This window comes from Thermoactinospora rubra (assembly GCF_002093975.1).
In the GTDB taxonomy this organism is placed as follows: domain Bacteria; phylum Actinomycetota; class Actinomycetes; order Streptosporangiales; family Streptosporangiaceae; genus Nonomuraea; species Nonomuraea rubra_A.
Genome location: NZ_MSZZ01000042.1, coordinates 104,894 through 119,277 on the forward strand (window position 1 = coordinate 104,894; position 14,384 = coordinate 119,277).

13 protein-coding genes are annotated in these 14,384 nt (G+C 74.3%); 1 reads left to right on the forward strand and 12 read right to left on the reverse strand.

What is annotated here, in order from left to right; all coding sequences use genetic code 11:
- Positions 1-12: 12 nt before the first annotated feature.
- The 12 genes from BSB02_RS28735 to BSB02_RS28790 are packed head-to-tail and all read right to left on the reverse strand — an operon-like array spanning position 13 to position 13,393.
- A complete protein-coding gene (locus tag BSB02_RS28735) occupies positions 13-720 on the reverse strand; it encodes a thioesterase II family protein (RefSeq protein WP_084963696.1) in 708 nt (235 codons plus the stop codon).
- Entirely contained in the window at positions 717-4,202 is a 3,486-nt protein-coding gene (locus BSB02_RS28740; protein WP_084963697.1) for a non-ribosomal peptide synthetase, read from the reverse strand. Before BSB02_RS28740 ends, BSB02_RS28735 begins: the two co-directional genes overlap by 4 nt.
- Complete coding sequence (locus tag BSB02_RS28745) at positions 4,199-5,656, reverse strand: condensation domain-containing protein (RefSeq protein WP_084963698.1); 1,458 nt, start codon at positions 5,654-5,656, stop codon at positions 4,199-4,201. Before BSB02_RS28745 ends, BSB02_RS28740 begins: the two co-directional genes overlap by 4 nt.
- A gap of 6 nt (positions 5,657-5,662) precedes the next feature.
- The gene (locus tag BSB02_RS28750) at positions 5,663-6,457 is read right to left on the reverse strand and encodes a glycosyltransferase family 2 protein (RefSeq protein ID WP_158088746.1); all 795 of its coding nucleotides are present in this window, start codon (positions 6,455-6,457) and stop codon (positions 5,663-5,665) included.
- The gene (locus BSB02_RS28755; RefSeq protein ID WP_084963700.1) at positions 6,436-7,143 is read right to left on the reverse strand and encodes a polysaccharide deacetylase family protein; all 708 of its coding nucleotides are present in this window, start codon (positions 7,141-7,143) and stop codon (positions 6,436-6,438) included. Before BSB02_RS28755 ends, BSB02_RS28750 begins: the two co-directional genes overlap by 22 nt.
- The gene (locus BSB02_RS28760; RefSeq protein ID WP_084963701.1) at positions 7,140-8,546 is read right to left on the reverse strand and encodes an Ldh family oxidoreductase; all 1,407 of its coding nucleotides are present in this window, start codon (positions 8,544-8,546) and stop codon (positions 7,140-7,142) included. Before BSB02_RS28760 ends, BSB02_RS28755 begins: the two co-directional genes overlap by 4 nt.
- Entirely contained in the window at positions 8,546-9,790 is a 1,245-nt protein-coding gene (locus BSB02_RS28765) for an MFS transporter (protein WP_084963702.1), read from the reverse strand. Before BSB02_RS28765 ends, BSB02_RS28760 begins: the two co-directional genes overlap by 1 nt.
- A 1-nt stretch (position 9,791) precedes the next feature.
- Complete coding sequence (locus tag BSB02_RS28770; RefSeq protein WP_084963703.1) at positions 9,792-10,217, reverse strand: VOC family protein; 426 nt, start codon at positions 10,215-10,217, stop codon at positions 9,792-9,794.
- Complete coding sequence (locus BSB02_RS28775; RefSeq protein WP_084963704.1) at positions 10,214-10,987, reverse strand: sulfotransferase; 774 nt, start codon at positions 10,985-10,987, stop codon at positions 10,214-10,216. The genes BSB02_RS28770 and BSB02_RS28775 overlap by 4 nt, the downstream gene beginning before the upstream one ends.
- Positions 10,984-11,826, reverse strand: coding sequence for a sugar phosphate isomerase/epimerase family protein (locus tag BSB02_RS28780; RefSeq protein ID WP_084963705.1), 843 nt, complete (start codon positions 11,824-11,826; stop codon positions 10,984-10,986). Before BSB02_RS28780 ends, BSB02_RS28775 begins: the two co-directional genes overlap by 4 nt.
- Complete coding sequence (locus BSB02_RS28785; RefSeq protein WP_084963706.1) at positions 11,784-12,512, reverse strand: hypothetical protein; 729 nt, start codon at positions 12,510-12,512, stop codon at positions 11,784-11,786. The genes BSB02_RS28780 and BSB02_RS28785 overlap by 43 nt, the downstream gene beginning before the upstream one ends.
- Positions 12,509-13,393 carry a Gfo/Idh/MocA family protein gene (locus BSB02_RS28790; RefSeq protein ID WP_158088747.1) on the reverse strand — a complete coding sequence of 295 codons (885 nt, stop codon included), beginning with the start codon at positions 13,391-13,393 and terminating at the stop codon, positions 12,509-12,511. The genes BSB02_RS28785 and BSB02_RS28790 overlap by 4 nt, the downstream gene beginning before the upstream one ends.
- A gap of 344 nt (positions 13,394-13,737) precedes the next feature.
- Here BSB02_RS28790 and BSB02_RS28795 point away from each other — a divergent pair, with 344 nt between their 5' ends.
- Positions 13,738-14,334 (forward strand): RNA polymerase sigma factor, encoded by a 597-nt coding sequence (locus BSB02_RS28795; protein WP_084963708.1) that lies wholly within the window; start codon positions 13,738-13,740, stop codon positions 14,332-14,334.
- Positions 14,335-14,384: the final 50 nt, after the last annotated feature.

Sequence of the window (14,384 nt, forward strand, 5' to 3'; positions counted from 1 at the left end):
GCGGGCGGGCGGTCAGCGCAGCCACTCCTCCAGGATCCGGACGACCTCCCGCGGCCGCTCCCCCAGCAGGAAGTGCCCGCCGCTCACCTCGGCGAAGTCCACCGACGCGGCGTAGTGGGCCCAGCCGCTGACCGACTCCGGCGGGCAGCCGGGATCGTCCCGTGAGGAGATCACCAGCATCCGCCGGTCCAGCGGGGGATCCTTCTCCGCCCGGTAGCCCGCCACCGCGGCGAAGTCGGCGCGGATCGCGGGCAGCAGCAGCTCCACCAGGTCCGGCAGGTCGGCCACCTCGGCGGGCACGCCGCCCATCCTGAGGACCTCGGCGGTGAACCGCTCGTCGGGCAGGCTCACATCCGGCGTGGCGACCGCGGTGTCCGGGGCCGGGCTCGACAGCGCCACCAGGGCCAGCGGCCGGTCCAGGCGGCGGGCCGCCTCGAAGGCGACGAACGCCCCCGAGCACTGGCCGACGAGCACCAGCGGCACGTCCTCCGGCATCGCGCGAGCGGCGGCCACGACGTCGCCGATCATCTCCTCCATGCCGGCGGGCGGGTCGTCGACGAAGCGGCTCTCCCGCCCGCCGAAGAGGACGGCGCCGACGCACCAGGTGTGCGGCGCGGCGTCGCGGAAGGGGTTGGCGACGGCGGCCCCTCCCCCGGCGTGCGGCACCACGAGCAGCCGCAGGTCCGGGTCGGCCGGCGGGTCTTCCGGCAGCACGATCATCGTGAGGTCTCCTGTACGGCGGAGCGGACGAGGTCGGTGAGACGGCCGGCGGTGGGCTTGCGGTACAGCTCGGCCAGGGAGATGCGCACGCCGTGCTCCTTCTTCAGCCAGCCGACGAGGCGGGCCATGGCCAGCGAGTCGCCGCCGGAGGCGAAGAAGTCGGCGTCGAGGTGGCGGGGCGGCCGGCCCAGCGCGGCCCGCCAGCCGTCGAAGGCGATCCGTTCCGGAGTGCCGGCAGGCGGCCCTTCCGCGGCGTTCGCTTCCGGGGTGCCGGCAGGCGGCCCTTCCGCGGTGGTCTCCTGCGCCGGTTCCGCGGGGGCGGGATGCCCCTGGGATTCCGTCGCCGGTGTCCCGGCGTCGGATGGCGCCTCGGCCGAGGCGGCCGGCCGCGCCACCCGTTCCAGCCCGGCCCGGTCCACCTTCCCGTTGGCGGTGATCGGGATTTCCGGCACGACCGCCCACAGGCTGGGCACCGCGTACCCCGGGAGCGTCCTGGCCGCCTCCGCGTGCACCTGCCGGACGAGGTCCGATGCGTCGGCGGGCCCGGCGGGGACGACGGCGGCCAGCAACCGCCGCGAGTCGGCGTCCGCGCCGACGGTCACCACGACGGCGTCGCGCACCCCGGGGTGTTCCAGCAGCGGCCGCACCACCTCCTCCAGCTCGATGCGGAAGCCCCGGATCTTCACCTGCTGGTCGCGCCGGCCCAGGTAGCGCCAGCGTCCCTGGCCGTCCAGCCGAACCAGGTCGCCGGTGCGGTACGTGCGCGCGCCGTCGCCGGGAGCCGCCAAGGAGAACGCCTCGTCCGGGCCGCCGAGGTAGCCCAGCGCGAGACCGCTGCCCGTGGCGTACAGCTCGCCGACGCCGCCGGGCGGCACGATCCGGCCGTCCGCGTCCAGCGCGATCGTCCCGGTGCCGGGGATGGCCGTGCCGATGGGCAGCGGATCGTCCACGTCGCTCTCGCTGTCGGCGTGGTAGACGGTGGTGAAGGTGGTGTTCTCGGTCGGGCCGTACCCGTTGGTGACGCGCAGCCCCGGCCGGCGCCGCAGCAGCGCGCGGACCTGGGCGGGCGGGACGACGTCCCCGCCGGTCAGGACCTGGCGCACGCGGCCGAAGGCCTCCGGCGCGAGGTCGGCCATGATGCGGAAGAGCCCGGCGGTCAGCCAGAGCACTGTGACGTCCCGCTCGGCGAGGAAGGCGGCCAGGTCGGGCGGGCTGGGCACGCCGGGCGGGTAGACCTCGACGCAGCCGCCGCCCGCCAGCGGTCCGAAGATCTCCAGCGTGGAGGCGTCGAAGGCGAGCGGCGCCAGCCGCAGCATGCGCTCGCCGGGCCCGCAGGGCGCCACCGGGTCCGGCCCGGCCACCAGCCGGGCGATCGCCCGGTGCGGCACCCGCACCCCCTTGGGCACGCCCGTGGAGCCGGAGGTGAAGGCCACGTACGCCACGTCGGACGGCTCGGCCCCCGCCTCAGGCGAAGGCGCCGGGGCGCAGGTGAAGGGGTCGAGCGGCGGCACGGCGGCACAGCCTTCCGGCGCCAGCGCGGCGAGGCGGGCCGCGACCGGCTCCGGCCCCACGACCGCGGCCGGCCGGGCGGTCTCGAGCATGGCCCGCAGCCGCGTCTCGGGCAGGCCGGGGTCGACGCCGACGTAGCCGGCTCCCAGCCGCAGCACGGCCAGCACCGCCACGATCTCGGCGGCGCTGCGCGGCTGGGCGATGGCCACGAGCTGCCCGGCCCGCACGCCGCGCGTGGCCAGCGCGTGCGCCTGCGCCTCGGCGGCCGCGACGAGCCGGGCGTAATCGAGCGTCCGCCCGTCGGCGTCGCGCACGGCCGGGGCGCCCGGGTGGCGGCGTGCCGTACCGGCCACCAGGCTCCACACGTCGGCGTCCACGTCACCGGGCGTGGAGCGGGCCGCCAGCAGCCGTCGGTGCTGGGCGGCCGACACGGTGCGGGCCTCGCCCAGCGGCCCGCCGGCCGCCAGCTCCACGAGTGCGGCGTCCAGCGAGTCCAGCAGGTCGGCCGCCTCGGCGGGGGTGAGGACGGCGCTGCCGTACTCCAGGACCAGCCGGGGACGCCCGCCGCCGCGCTGGAGAAACAGCGACAGCTCGAACGGCGCGCCGCCGCAGTGTCCCTCGTGCACGACGGCGTCGGTCTCGCCGAAGGAGACCCGTTCGGGCAGCAGCTCGTCGTGCACGCCGAGGACGGCCTGCACGAGCGGCGAGCGCGGGCCGCCGTGGGCGTTCAGGTGGTCCACCAACCGCTCGAAGGGCACCTCCTGGGCGGCCACCGCGTCGGCGAGGGCTTCGGCCACCGAGGCGATGTACTCGCCCGTGCCGCCCTTGTCGTCGATCACGCAGCGCACGGGCGCGACCCGGGAGCAGGCGGCGACCACCTCGGCCAGCTCCGGCGTCGGCCGGGCCGCGCCGGCCAGGCCGATCAGCACCTCCCGCCCGCCGGTGCGCCGCGCCAGAACCAGCGCGTAGGCGGCCAGGAGCACCACCGTGCCGGTGACGCCGTGGCGGCGGGCGGCCTCCCGCCACGCGGTCACGGCCTCGGGCGAGAGGGTGGCGGCGATCCGCACGCCGGTGCCGTCGTGCCGTGGCGACGGGCCGAGGTCGGTGGGCAGGTTCAGGCTGGTGGGCGCGCCCGCCAGCTGCTCGACGCGGCGCCGGGTGAGCTCCTCCAGCCGTCCGCTCTCGCTCAGTGCTTGGTGGCGGCGGGCGGCGAGCTCGGGGGAGGGGCCGGGCGAGTCGTCCGGCTCCCGGTACTGCCGGCCGAGCTCGCGCAGCAGCAGGCCGATGGCCCAGCCGTCCACCAGCGCGTGGTGGACCAGCAGGGACACCAGGTGCCAGGGCTCGCCGCCGTCCGGGCGCACCTCGGTGAGCGCGAAGACCACCGGCGGGCGGGCGAAGGGGTGCAGCAGCCGCGCGCCGGCCGCGCCGAGCTGCCGGTGCACCTGCTCGACCGGATCGACGCCGGGCGCGGGCCGGAGCACCTGGCGCAGGACGTACGGCCGGCCGCGCGGCAGGACCCTGCGGCGCGGCCCGGCCTCGCCGTCGGACGGCTCGAAGACGGTCCGCAAGGACTCGTGCCGGTCGACCAGCCGTTGCAGGGCGCCTCCGAGCCGCCCCTCATCCAGCAGGGCGGAGCTCCGCAGGGAGAACAGCAGGTGGTAGGCCGAGGACCAGCCGAGCGACTCGCCGAACAGGATGCCCTCCTGCGCGGGCAGCAACGGGCGGCCGCCGGGCGGCGGCTCCTGCCCGGCCGCGGACACCAGGGGGGCGGCCTCGGCCAGCACCTCGGCCAGGGGCCTGCGGCCGAGCAGGGCGGCCAGCTCAGGAACCCGGCCGGCCTGCCTGCCCGCCTCCGCGACCAGCGTCATGGCCAGCAGCGAGGTCCCGCCGAGCGCGGTGAAGGAGTGGACGGCCGCCTCGCGCGCCAGCTCCTCTTCTGGACGGCCGAGCAGCCGTGCGGCCAGCCCGATCATCGCGCCCGCCCGGACAGCAGCTCGAGCGTGCGCTGGACCAGGCCCTCGATGGTCGAGACCGCGTAGTGGTCGGTGCTGAACTTGATCGTGAAGGTCAGCGCGTCGTCGATGACGTCGCCTTCGAGCATGAGCCGGTAGGGCTCGGTCTGCGCCGGCGACCTCATCCCCCGCGGCGGCTGGGCGGCGGGACGCAGCCGGCTGGAGCGGCGCTCGTTGAGCCTGGCGAACTGGCCGCGGAAGTTCATGCGCACGAGGCTGGAGGGCAGGTCGCCCAGCGCCTTCCGGCCGCCGGTGAAGCGCAGCGCGTCGAAGGAGAACCGCTGCGCGGGCAGCCGCCGCAGGTCTTCCTGCGCCCGCTCCCACCAGGTCGCCGCGTCCCCGGCGCGGAAGACGATCGGATAGGTGGCCTGGAGGTAGCCGATGGTCCTGGTGAGGTCCGCGCCGAACTCGTCGCGTGCGTGGTGGTAGGCGTCCACGCTGAGCGCGGGCAGGTCGAAGCGCTCCATCACGGCGGTCGCGGCGGCCGCGGTGAGCAGCGCGTCCGCCCCCGCCGGGGCCTCCTCCAGCGTGCCGGACACGGTGGTCATGGTCGGGAGCGTGGCGGGGCCCGTCTTCTCGACCGGCACCGGGCTCACCCGATCCCAGGGCAGCCGCGCCCACGCCGCCTCCGCCTCCGCCGCCTGCGGCCCGTCCAGCCACCGCTGGACGGCCGCCGCGTGCTGCCTGGGCTGGACGGCGGGCGGCTCCCCTGCACGGCCGTCGAGCAGCAGTTCCTCCAGGTCGTCGGCCAGCACGGCCAGCGAGTAGCCGTCCAGGGTGAGGTGGTGCACGATCACCTGCAGCAGGCGCGGCCCCGGAACCCAGGCGGCGGACAGGACGACGCCCTTGGCCAGGTCGTGGCCGCGCTGCTGGGCGGCAAGCGCGGAACCCGCCTCGGCCTCTTCGACCTCCAGCACGGTGAGCGGCTCGCCCGGCACCTCGGGCAGCACGCGCGCCGTCGCGGAGGCCAGGTCGTAGGCGGTGCGCAGCGCCTCGTGCCGGTCGGCCAGCCGGCGCAGCGCCTCGGCGATCCCGCCGGGCTCCGGCCGCTCGTCGAGCTGGAAGATCCAGCCGAGGTTGAAGTGGTCGGGCTCGGCGAACCGGTTGGCCACCCACCGGGCCTGCGTCGGCAGCAGCGGCGCCGTCCCGGCGTCGGCGAGCGGCAGCCCGGCCCGCGCGTCGGGCGCGGGCCGCAACCGCTGGAGGATGCCGTCGAAGGTCCGGCCGAGCAGCACGTCCTTGGGCCCGACGGCCACGCCTTCGCGGCGCAGCCGGGAGACCATCCGCGCGATCAGCAGGGAGTCGCCGCCGGAGCCGAAGAAGTCGCTGCCGGGCTCGGGCTCGCGGCCCAGCGCCTCGCGCCAGGCGTGCCGCAGCCGGTCGGCCATGATCGCTGGGGTGCTGGTGTCGCTCATGTCAGCTCACTTTCCGGGACGTGGCAGGCATCGACCGGTCAGGTGGACGAGGTGGAGGAAGCGGTTGGTGGCCCGTACGGCGGGCCGTACGCCGGGGGCGGGCCGCGCGGCCTCCCGCAGCAGCTCGGGCAGCGGCAACGGGCGGGAGCAGCGGCCGGCGCCGAAGGCGTCGCGCACCGCGCGGCCGAACCCCTTGCTGTGGCGGTGGACGACGACCAGGGAGGGCACGAAGTGGACGGCGAGGTCGAGCTGGGCCAGGTTGTCCACGATCGAGTTGTCGCCGCCCGGGCCGGTGACGGACATGCCGCCCGCGGCCAGGAAGGCGTCGCACCAGATGGCGCTGTTGCCTCCGGCGAAGAAGGCGACCCGGGCGCCGGGGCGCAGGCCCCGGTAGCGCTGGTCGTAGCGGGCCTGGCGGGCCTGGGAGACCAGGCCGGAGTCGAACGGCAGCACCCGGCCGGTGATCCCGCCGCGCTCGGGGGTGAGCTCGCGGACGATCGTGGTGAGCCAGTCGGCCCTGGGCAGCGCGTCGTCGTCGAGGAAGCCGAGGATCGGGGAGCGGGCCTGTTCGGCGGCGAGCATGCGGGAGCGCATGGCGCCGAGCGAGACGGGGTTGCGGAGCACCCGGACCGGCAGCCCGGGCACCCGCGCCGCGTCGGTGATCCTCGGCCAGGATCCGTCGTCGACGACGATCACCTCGTGCAGCAGCGTGGTGTCGCACTCGGCCAGCGCGAGCAGGGTGCGCCGCAGGTCCCGGTAGCGGTCACGGCTGGGCACGATCACGGTGACGGGCGCGACCACTGGTGCCTCCAATCACGGCAGAGGGCAGGCCACGACGGCTCGTGCCCCACGGGCAGGTAGGTGCGGCGGATGGCGTGCGGCGCCCGCGTCCAGGGCACGGGGTCGGCCTTGACGGTGCCGAAGGCCAGCGTGTGCGGCGGCACCACGGGAGCCGTGGGCGGCAGGCCGTAGGGGTAGGCCAGCGGCGGCGCCTGCACGCCCAGCCGGTCCTCCAGGACGGCGAGCGAGCCGGTTATCTCGCGGCGTTGCTCGTCCGGCGGAAGCTCGGGCAGCTTGCGGTGGGTCAGGGTGTGCGAGCCGATCCGGTGGCCCGCCCGTCGCAGGTCGGCCAGCTCCGCCCAGGTGAGGGCGTCTCCTCCGGCGTCGGCGCGCTCGGCGATGACGAAGAACAGCGCCTTGACGCCCAGCTCGTCCAGGATCGGGACGGCGTGGTCCAGCGTGTCGCGGTGGCCGTCGTCGAAGGTGATGAGGACCGTGGGCCGGTCCGGGGGCGGACCGTCCAGCTCGGCGGGGTCCAGCGCCGGGCCGACGTGCTCCAGGACGGTCTCCAGGCCGTGCGCGAAGGCCCGCGGGGTCAGCGAGGTGTAGTGGTCCAGGTCGGGGTGGACGTGGTGGAAGTACAGCACGAGCGGCCAGCCGGGCGCCGAGCCCTGGACGGCGCGTGCCACCTGTTCGGGAACGGTCATGCCGTCACCCGCCAGCCGAGGGCGTCGGCGACGGCCGCCGCCACCGGGATGCCCTCCCGCTCCGCGCGGGCGGTGCTCATGGCCTCCTTCTGGTCGGGGAAGTACGGCATCGGCGGGTCCTCGTCGTAGCCGTCCACGACTGCCTGGCGCAGCTCGTCGATCAGCTTGTCCGCGGCCGGGAGCCCGAAGCCGTCGAGGGACAGGCCGACGAAGAGCTGGCTGCAGTTCATCGGCCGGTCGAGGTGCTTGCGCTGCTTGGCCACGCGCGGGCTGATCGTGTGCCCGCCGAGCATCCCGGCCAGCACCTCGGCCATGACGGTCACGCCGAGGCCCTTGTAGCCGCCGAAGACCGGCACCGAGCCGCCGCGTTCCAGGTCGGCCGGGTCGGTGGTGGGCCGTCCCGCGCGGTCCAGCAGCCAGTCGGGCGGGATGGTCCTGCCGCGGGCGGCGGCGTCGCGGATCTTGCCGAGCGCGACCACCCCGGTGGCGAAGTCCACCACGAACGGCTCCTCGCCGTCGGTGGGCGTGACGAGGCAGACCGCGTTGCTGCCGAGCGTGGGCCGGGCCGCTCCGGGCGCCGCCAGGCTGGGTCCCGAGATGTTGTACAGCAGGCCGACCACGCGGTGCCGCTGGAACGGCCACCGGTAGGCGGCCATCATGCCCACGTGGTTGTTGTTGCGGACCGCGACCGCCGCGACGCCGTGCCGCGACGCGGCCTCCGCGCACCACTCCGCGGCCCTGGCGGCGGCGACCTGGCCGAATCCGACGCGGGCGTCGACGACGGCCACCGCGCCCTGCTCGGTCACGACGGGCTCGGCGGCCGGGTCGATGCCGCCCGCCTCCACCCGCTGGAGGTAGGTGGGCAGCAGCCCCACGCCGTGCGAGTGGTGGCCCCGCACGTCGGCCTCGACGAGCACGTCGGCGACCAGGCGGGCGGTCTCGGGCGCGGCCCCGGCCGAGAGCAGGGCGTCGACCGCCCGCTCTCGCACCTCCGGGACGGGCAGGCGCAGCCCCTCGTCTTCCGGCTCCTCGGTCTCGGCCACGACGGTGCCGTTGACGAGGCGGAACACCTGATCGGCGAGCCGCCGCCCGTCCCTGGTCGCCTCCTTGCACAGCAACAGCGTGCTCTGGCCGGCCGCCTTGCGCCGCTCGACCAGCCTGGCGAGCCGCTCGTACGGCAGGCGGTCGGCGTCGTCCACGACCAGGGCCGTGCCCTTCACCTCGCCGAACCTGGCCCGCAGGTCGCCGCGCAGCACGGCCGCCAGCACGCTCTTGCCCGCTCCCTGCGCGGCGTGCACCAGCGCGGTGCTGCCGTCGGGCACTTCCAGGTCCAGGCCGCGCAGGACCACCTCCTCGTGGTGTCGCCGCCCGACCGTGACGACCAGGTCGCGAACGCTGAGCATCAGCCACTCACCTCCACGGGCTTCAGACGGGGATGGCGGACGGCGAGCCGCCCGCTGAGCAGCGCCGCCCCGCTGACGAGGAGCGACAGCACGAGCCAGCCGGCCCATCCGGCGTTGGTGAGCAGGAAGGTGATCAGCAGCGATCCGATCGCCTTCTCCGCGGCGTCGCCGAGCGCGTAGACCGCGAGGTAGCGCCCGCGCAGCCGCTCCGGGGCCAGGCCGGTGCAGACCGTCCACTCACCGGCGGAGGCCAGGAGCTCGGCGATGGTGTGCATCACGACGGCCACGGCCATGGCGGCGATCGCGACGGCGACGGAGGTGAAGTGCGCGAGGATGTAGGCCCCCGCCGCCGCCGCGAAGGCGAGCGCCGCCCGGCGGTAGGTGGGTCCCACGTCCGCCGGGCCCGCCAGCCCCTTGGCGGCCCGCACCTGGAACAGCACGACCATCACGGTGTTGGCCGTGAACAGCACGCCCGCCATGGCCTGCGGGACGCTGGTGTGCTCGACCAGCCACAGGGGCATGCCCACGAGGAACGCATGGGCGTGCAGCAGCACGACGCCGTTGAGCCCGGCCAGGCAGACGTAACGCCAGTCGGCCAGCACCTCGCGGTAGCCGGTCCCGGCCTCGGCGTCGTCCTTGGCGGGTGGCCTGACCGCGGGCACGGCGATCGTCGCCACGAGCACGGCGGCGGTGGCGAAGGTCAGCGCGTCGAGAGCGATCGCGACGAGGTAGGCCTCGCGGGTGCCGATGGCCAGCACCCCCGCCGCGAGCAGGCCGCCCACGCCGTATCCCGCGTTGCGGACGGACCGGTTGAAGGCCATCAGCTTGCTGCGCGCCTCGCCCTCGGCGATCTGCGCCATGAAGGCCTGCTTGACGGGCCGTCCCGCGGTGTCGGCCAGCTGTGCCAGCACCACGGCCGGGATGAGCAGCGCCACGCCGTCCACCACGAGATAGCCGGCGGTGCCGGCCGCGGCGCAGGCGAAGGCGGTGATCGCGGTCGGCTTGACCCCCAGCCGGTCGACGAGGGCCCCGACCACGGGCACCAGCGCCACTCCGGTGATGCCCGCGACGCTCATCGCGAGGCCCACCATGACCGGAGGCAGCTTGACGACCTGAGTGAAGTAGATGATGCCGAGCGGCAGCATCAGGCCGGTGCCGAGGGAGTCGACCACGGCTCCCCACGCCCACCGCCTGACCGCCGGGATGTCCGGAAGCCCCGCCAACCGGAGCGGTAAACCGGCCATCTCACCACTCCGCCGGCACGCTCGGGTCCCTCTGGATGAACTCGAGCCGGTTGCCGACGTTGTCGTGGGCGTAGAAGCGCCGGTGGCCGGGGAAGTTGTCGTCCCACACGACCTTCACCCCGTTGTCCTCCAGATGCTTGGCCAGCTCGTCCAGGCCGTCGACGCGGATGCCGGGATGGGCCTTCCTGGCGGGGCGGAAGTCCTCCTCCACACCGAGGTGGATCTCCAGCGAGTCGGCACGCACCCACAGCCCGCCGCGAGCCGCCAGCACCGGCGGCTTGGCGATCTCGGCCATGCCCAGGAGGCCGACGTAGAAGGCACGGCACTCGTCCTCGCTGCCCGCCGGGATCGCCAGCTGGACATGGTGCAGGCTGTAGCCGTACGGCGACTCGTGGTCGGGGCCGTAGCCTTGCGCGGAGACGCTCATCGGTCACACTCCATTTCGCACAGGGTTCGCCACACGTCGGCGACCTCGTCGGGGGTTTCGTAGTCGTCGCGTCCTGAGGGCCGCAGGCCGGTCAGGTAGGGGGCGAGGTCCAGTCCGGTGAACTCGCTGAGCCGCCGGGTGGCCTTGCCGGCGCACAGCGCGTGGTAGCCCACGACCATCAACCGCTCCTCGGCCAGCCCGCCGGCCAGCTCCAGCCAGCCGCGATGCCAGGCCGCCCACTTGGCGTACGCGCCGGGCCTGGTCACGGGCTTCCACGGGCGGTCTCCCGGCCACCTGAGCACCGACTCGGCGACCGCCTCGGGATGCCGCACCAGGAGCACCAGGCGGGCCGACGGCACGGCGGCGAGCAGGGCGGGCAGGTCCATGAGGTACTCGTTGTACTTGTCGCCCCACAGCGGCCAGGGGGCGTAGCTGTCGGCGATCACCCGGGCGACCAGGGACGGGGCGGCTCCGCCGTACCCCTGGGCGACCTCGGCGGCCACGCGCCTGAGCACCTGCTCGACGTGCGCGAGCCACCGGTCGCTCCCCTCGCCGCCGGGCGGCTTGCGGGCGAGCGCGTGAAGGATCTCGTCCGCGCGGAAGTGCCTGCCCCGCAGGTCGGCCTCGGTGCACCAGCGTGGCAGCAGGTACGGCAGCTTGCCGTTGACGGTGAACAGGCCGCCCGCGCCGGCGTAGGCGCGGCTGAGGGCGTGGGCCAGCGCCGTGGTGCCCGACCGCTGGGCGCCGAGCAGGAGCAGGGGCGCCGTCATGTAGCCACCAGCTGCTTGAGCAGGGCCATGCACTCGACGCTCGCCGGGTATCCGCCCTCGCTGAACTCCTCGCCCCACGGCTCGTCGCGCTGGCGCTGCGTGAGGACCCGGCCGTGCCGCCAGTGCGTCTCCAGCGACAGCCAGCCGGTGTAGCCGTCCTCGGCGAGGGTGGCCGTGATCTCCCGCCACGGCAGGTCGCCGTCGCCCAGCCTGACGTAGCCGGTGGTGCCCTTGGGGTCCTTCACGTGCACGTGGCCGATCAGCTCGCGGCCGATGCGGTACTCCTTGGGGAACGGCTCCGGCTCCCACCCGCTGAACACGCTGTTGCCCGGGTCCCACAGGATGCCCAGGTCGTCGCGTCCGGTCTGCTCCAGGAACGCCATGGTCAGGGCGACGGTGGGGGTGTTGGTCCGCGTGCCGGTCTCCACCAGCAGCCGCGTGCCGTCCAGGGGGAGGCCGTGGAGGACTTCGCGGGCCGCGGCCGCCGCCGTTCCCGGATCGGGCTCGCCGTCCCGGTAGAACGTGAAGATCCGGACATGTGGCGCTTTGAGGATCTTCGCCTGCTCGACGGCCCGCAGGAGCAGGGCTCGCGCCGCCTCGATCTCGTCGTCGGTCCTCGGCACCGCGTGCTTCAGCGCCGGCGGGCAGAACCCCGCCACCTCCAGCCCGTGCCCGTCCAGCACGCGCCGGATCTCGCGGAGCCGCTCGTCGCTCAGCCGGTGCGGCGGGACGCCGTCGACCGACCGCACCTCCACCCCCTCGAACCCGGCGTCCCGTACGGCTCGCGCCGTCGTGATCAGGTCCTGGTGGATCTCGTCGCCGATGATGGACAAGCGCATGGCAGTGCCTTCCAGGCTCGGGCTAACACCGACAGATCGTGCTCGGGCGTCCCGGCGCGCGACTCCACCGTCACGTCCACGCCGACTTCCGCGAACAGGTGCGACCAGCTCAGGTCCTCCTCGGCCAGCGGGCGGTGCCGGCCGCCCGCTCCGAAGCCCTTGACCTGGACGGCACGCGCCAGCGGGGCGAGGTACGCCAGGTCCGCCTCGACGTCGCGGGAGATCTCGTGCAGGCCCAGGTTGTCGATCACCAGGCGGGTGCCGTGGCGGGAGCACAGCTCGGCCAGCTCCTTCGGGCCCGCGCCGCCCCGATGGGTCTCGACCAGGACGTCGGCGGCCGTTCTGGTGCCGGTCAGCGCGGCCAGCTGCTCACGGGCGCGGCGGGAGGCCGACGCTCCCCGCGCCGCGAAGACCTTCACCGGCAGGCCCTCGAAGCGGCGGGCGATGTCGCTCACCGCGGCCGGCTGCTCCGGGTCCTCGCCCAGCACCACCGACAGTCCCACGAAGGCGACGGCCAGGCCGCCCAGCGCCGCGACGCCGTCCCGTTCCCAGGCGTGTCCCTTGCCGGCGCGCAGGTCCACCACGGTCCCGCCGAGGGAGCGGGTGAAGGCGGCCAGCTCGGCGGCCGTCATCGCGGGAACGGTTCCGGAGGACAGCCCGAGCCTGACGGTGGGTCCGGCGTTCACCGCTCCCCCGCCCTGCGCACCTCGTCCAGCACGGCGACGACGTCCCGGCTGGGTTCCAGCGCGCACCTTCCTGGCGCGCCGGCGAACTCCTCGTACACGCGCGTCCGGAGCTCGGCCGTCGGCGCCGCGGGGAAGTCGGTGACCCGCTGCCCGTCCTGCAGCCGGACGGCGCCGTCCCTGATCTCGAGCCGCCTGCCGCCCTCCCCCGCCAGCACCAGATGCTCGGCCCGCGCGTCGACGTCGGCCGCCACCGTGAACGCCAGCGTGGCGCCCGACTCGAACAGGATCGTCCCGGCGGTGCGGACGTCTATGCCCGGCGCGCACTCCCGATAATGGCCGATCTCGACCCGCTCGACCTTTCCCAGCAATTGACACGCGATGTCAAGATAATGAACGCCCAGGTGCGCGGTAATCCCCCCGAGCGCCTGCCCCGGATCTCCCCGCCATCCACTGAAATGTTTATCCGAGCGCGGCCTGCTGACCACGAGCGTGCCGGTCGAGCCGCCATTCCAGCCTTCGACGGCCTCGTCCGGTAATCGATATCTGTGTTGCAGCATGACGGTCACCCTGCCGGGTGCACGAGCGAGCCTTTCGAATTCCTCAAGCGACATCGCCGGAGGCTTTTCCAGCAGGACGGCTTTGCCCGCCGCCAGGGCCTGGAGCGCCATCTCGGCGCGTCTACCAGGAGGAATGCACAGCGCGACGCCGTCGACATCCGGATCGGCGAGAATATCGCTCCATGATGCGGCCCGCTCATAGGGGCCGGCGTCGACGTTTTCATCGGGCTCGACAATCGCCCGCACACGCACTTTCTCTGTCCGCTCTATCGCCGCCGCGTGCTGGCGCCCCGCCCGCCCATATCCCACGATGACAACGTGCACGATACCCCCAGCGGATAACTGGAATGCCTCAGCACCATACGACCTGTCGGAATTTTCAGTCAAGGTCTGGGCCCACCCGTCCACCTTTTGGTCGTATTGAACACAACCGACACAACAAGTAGGCTTTACAGCATTACTATTCGTCCCGGTCGCGGACCCGCCCTGCGACTCTCCGCACGGGCTGCCGATCCGCGAGCCGGCCACCGGGCCAGCCACCGGGCCGGCCACCGGGCCGGCCACCAGGCCGGCCACCAGGCGACCGGTGACGAGTCCCGAAAAAGTGTGAAGAGAGTTCGCGGCTGCGACGGAATAGAGGTGTAGCCCACAGAAGGGACACCGCTCGCATGCCCGCACCGCCGGACGCGCCCGTGGTACCCGATGACGCCACCCTCATCGAGCAGTCATGGCGCCGGCCGGAGTCGTTCGCGATGCTCTACGACCGCTACTTCGGCGAGATCCACCGCTACGTCGCCGGCCGGCTCGGCACCCAGATCGCCGACGACCTGGCCGCGGAGACGTTCCTGGTGGCGTTCAGGAAACGGCACACGTTCGACCCCGCGCAGGGATCGGTGCGGCCCTGGCTGTACGGCATCGCCACCAACCTCCTCGCCCAGCACCGGCGCGAGGAGACCCGGCGCCTCGCGGCGTTCCAGCGAACGCCGGCCGCCGAGGCGGCGGACGACGGGCACGAGGACCGGGTGGCGGCCAGGATCTCCGCCGCGAGCGCACAGGGGCGGCTCGCGGCGGCGCTGCGGCGCCTGTCCGACGGCGATCGCGACGTGCTCCTGCTGGTGGCCCTCGCCGACCTGAACTACGAGGAGGTCGCGCAGACGCTCGGCATCCCGGTGGGGACCGTCGGCTCCCGGCTCAACCGGGTGCGCAGGAAGCTCCGCAGGGCGCTGGGCGGCGTCAATCCGCTGATCGGAGGGTTCGATGGATGAGCTCGACGGCCGCCCGGCCGACGCCGCCGAGATGGCGGCCGTACGCGCGT

What these genes read in the sequence shown, in the direction of transcription:
- BSB02_RS28745 (WP_084963698.1), bottom strand. Translation starts at nt 5,656, where the DNA reads ATGAGCGACACCAGCACCCCAGCGATCATGGCCGACCGGCTGCGGCAC.
- BSB02_RS28795 (WP_084963708.1), top strand. Translation starts at nt 13,738, where the DNA reads ATGCCCGCACCGCCGGACGCGCCCGTGGTACCCGATGACGCCACCCTC.
- BSB02_RS28735 (WP_084963696.1), bottom strand. Translation starts at nt 720, where the DNA reads ATGATCGTGCTGCCGGAAGACCCGCCGGCCGACCCGGACCTGCGGCTG.
- BSB02_RS28755 (WP_084963700.1), bottom strand. Translation starts at nt 7,143, where the DNA reads ATGACCGTTCCCGAACAGGTGGCACGCGCCGTCCAGGGCTCGGCGCCC.
- BSB02_RS28780 (WP_084963705.1), bottom strand. Translation starts at nt 11,826, where the DNA reads ATGCGCTTGTCCATCATCGGCGACGAGATCCACCAGGACCTGATCACG.
- BSB02_RS28770 (WP_084963703.1), bottom strand. Translation starts at nt 10,217, where the DNA reads ATGAGCGTCTCCGCGCAAGGCTACGGCCCCGACCACGAGTCGCCGTAC.
- BSB02_RS28740 (WP_084963697.1), bottom strand. Translation starts at nt 4,202, where the DNA reads ATGATCGGGCTGGCCGCACGGCTGCTCGGCCGTCCAGAAGAGGAGCTG.
- BSB02_RS28775 (WP_084963704.1), bottom strand. Translation starts at nt 10,987, where the DNA reads ATGACGGCGCCCCTGCTCCTGCTCGGCGCCCAGCGGTCGGGCACCACG.
- BSB02_RS28760 (WP_084963701.1), bottom strand. Translation starts at nt 8,546, where the DNA reads ATGCTCAGCGTTCGCGACCTGGTCGTCACGGTCGGGCGGCGACACCAC.
- BSB02_RS28765 (WP_084963702.1), bottom strand. Translation starts at nt 9,790, where the DNA reads ATGGCCGGTTTACCGCTCCGGTTGGCGGGGCTTCCGGACATCCCGGCG.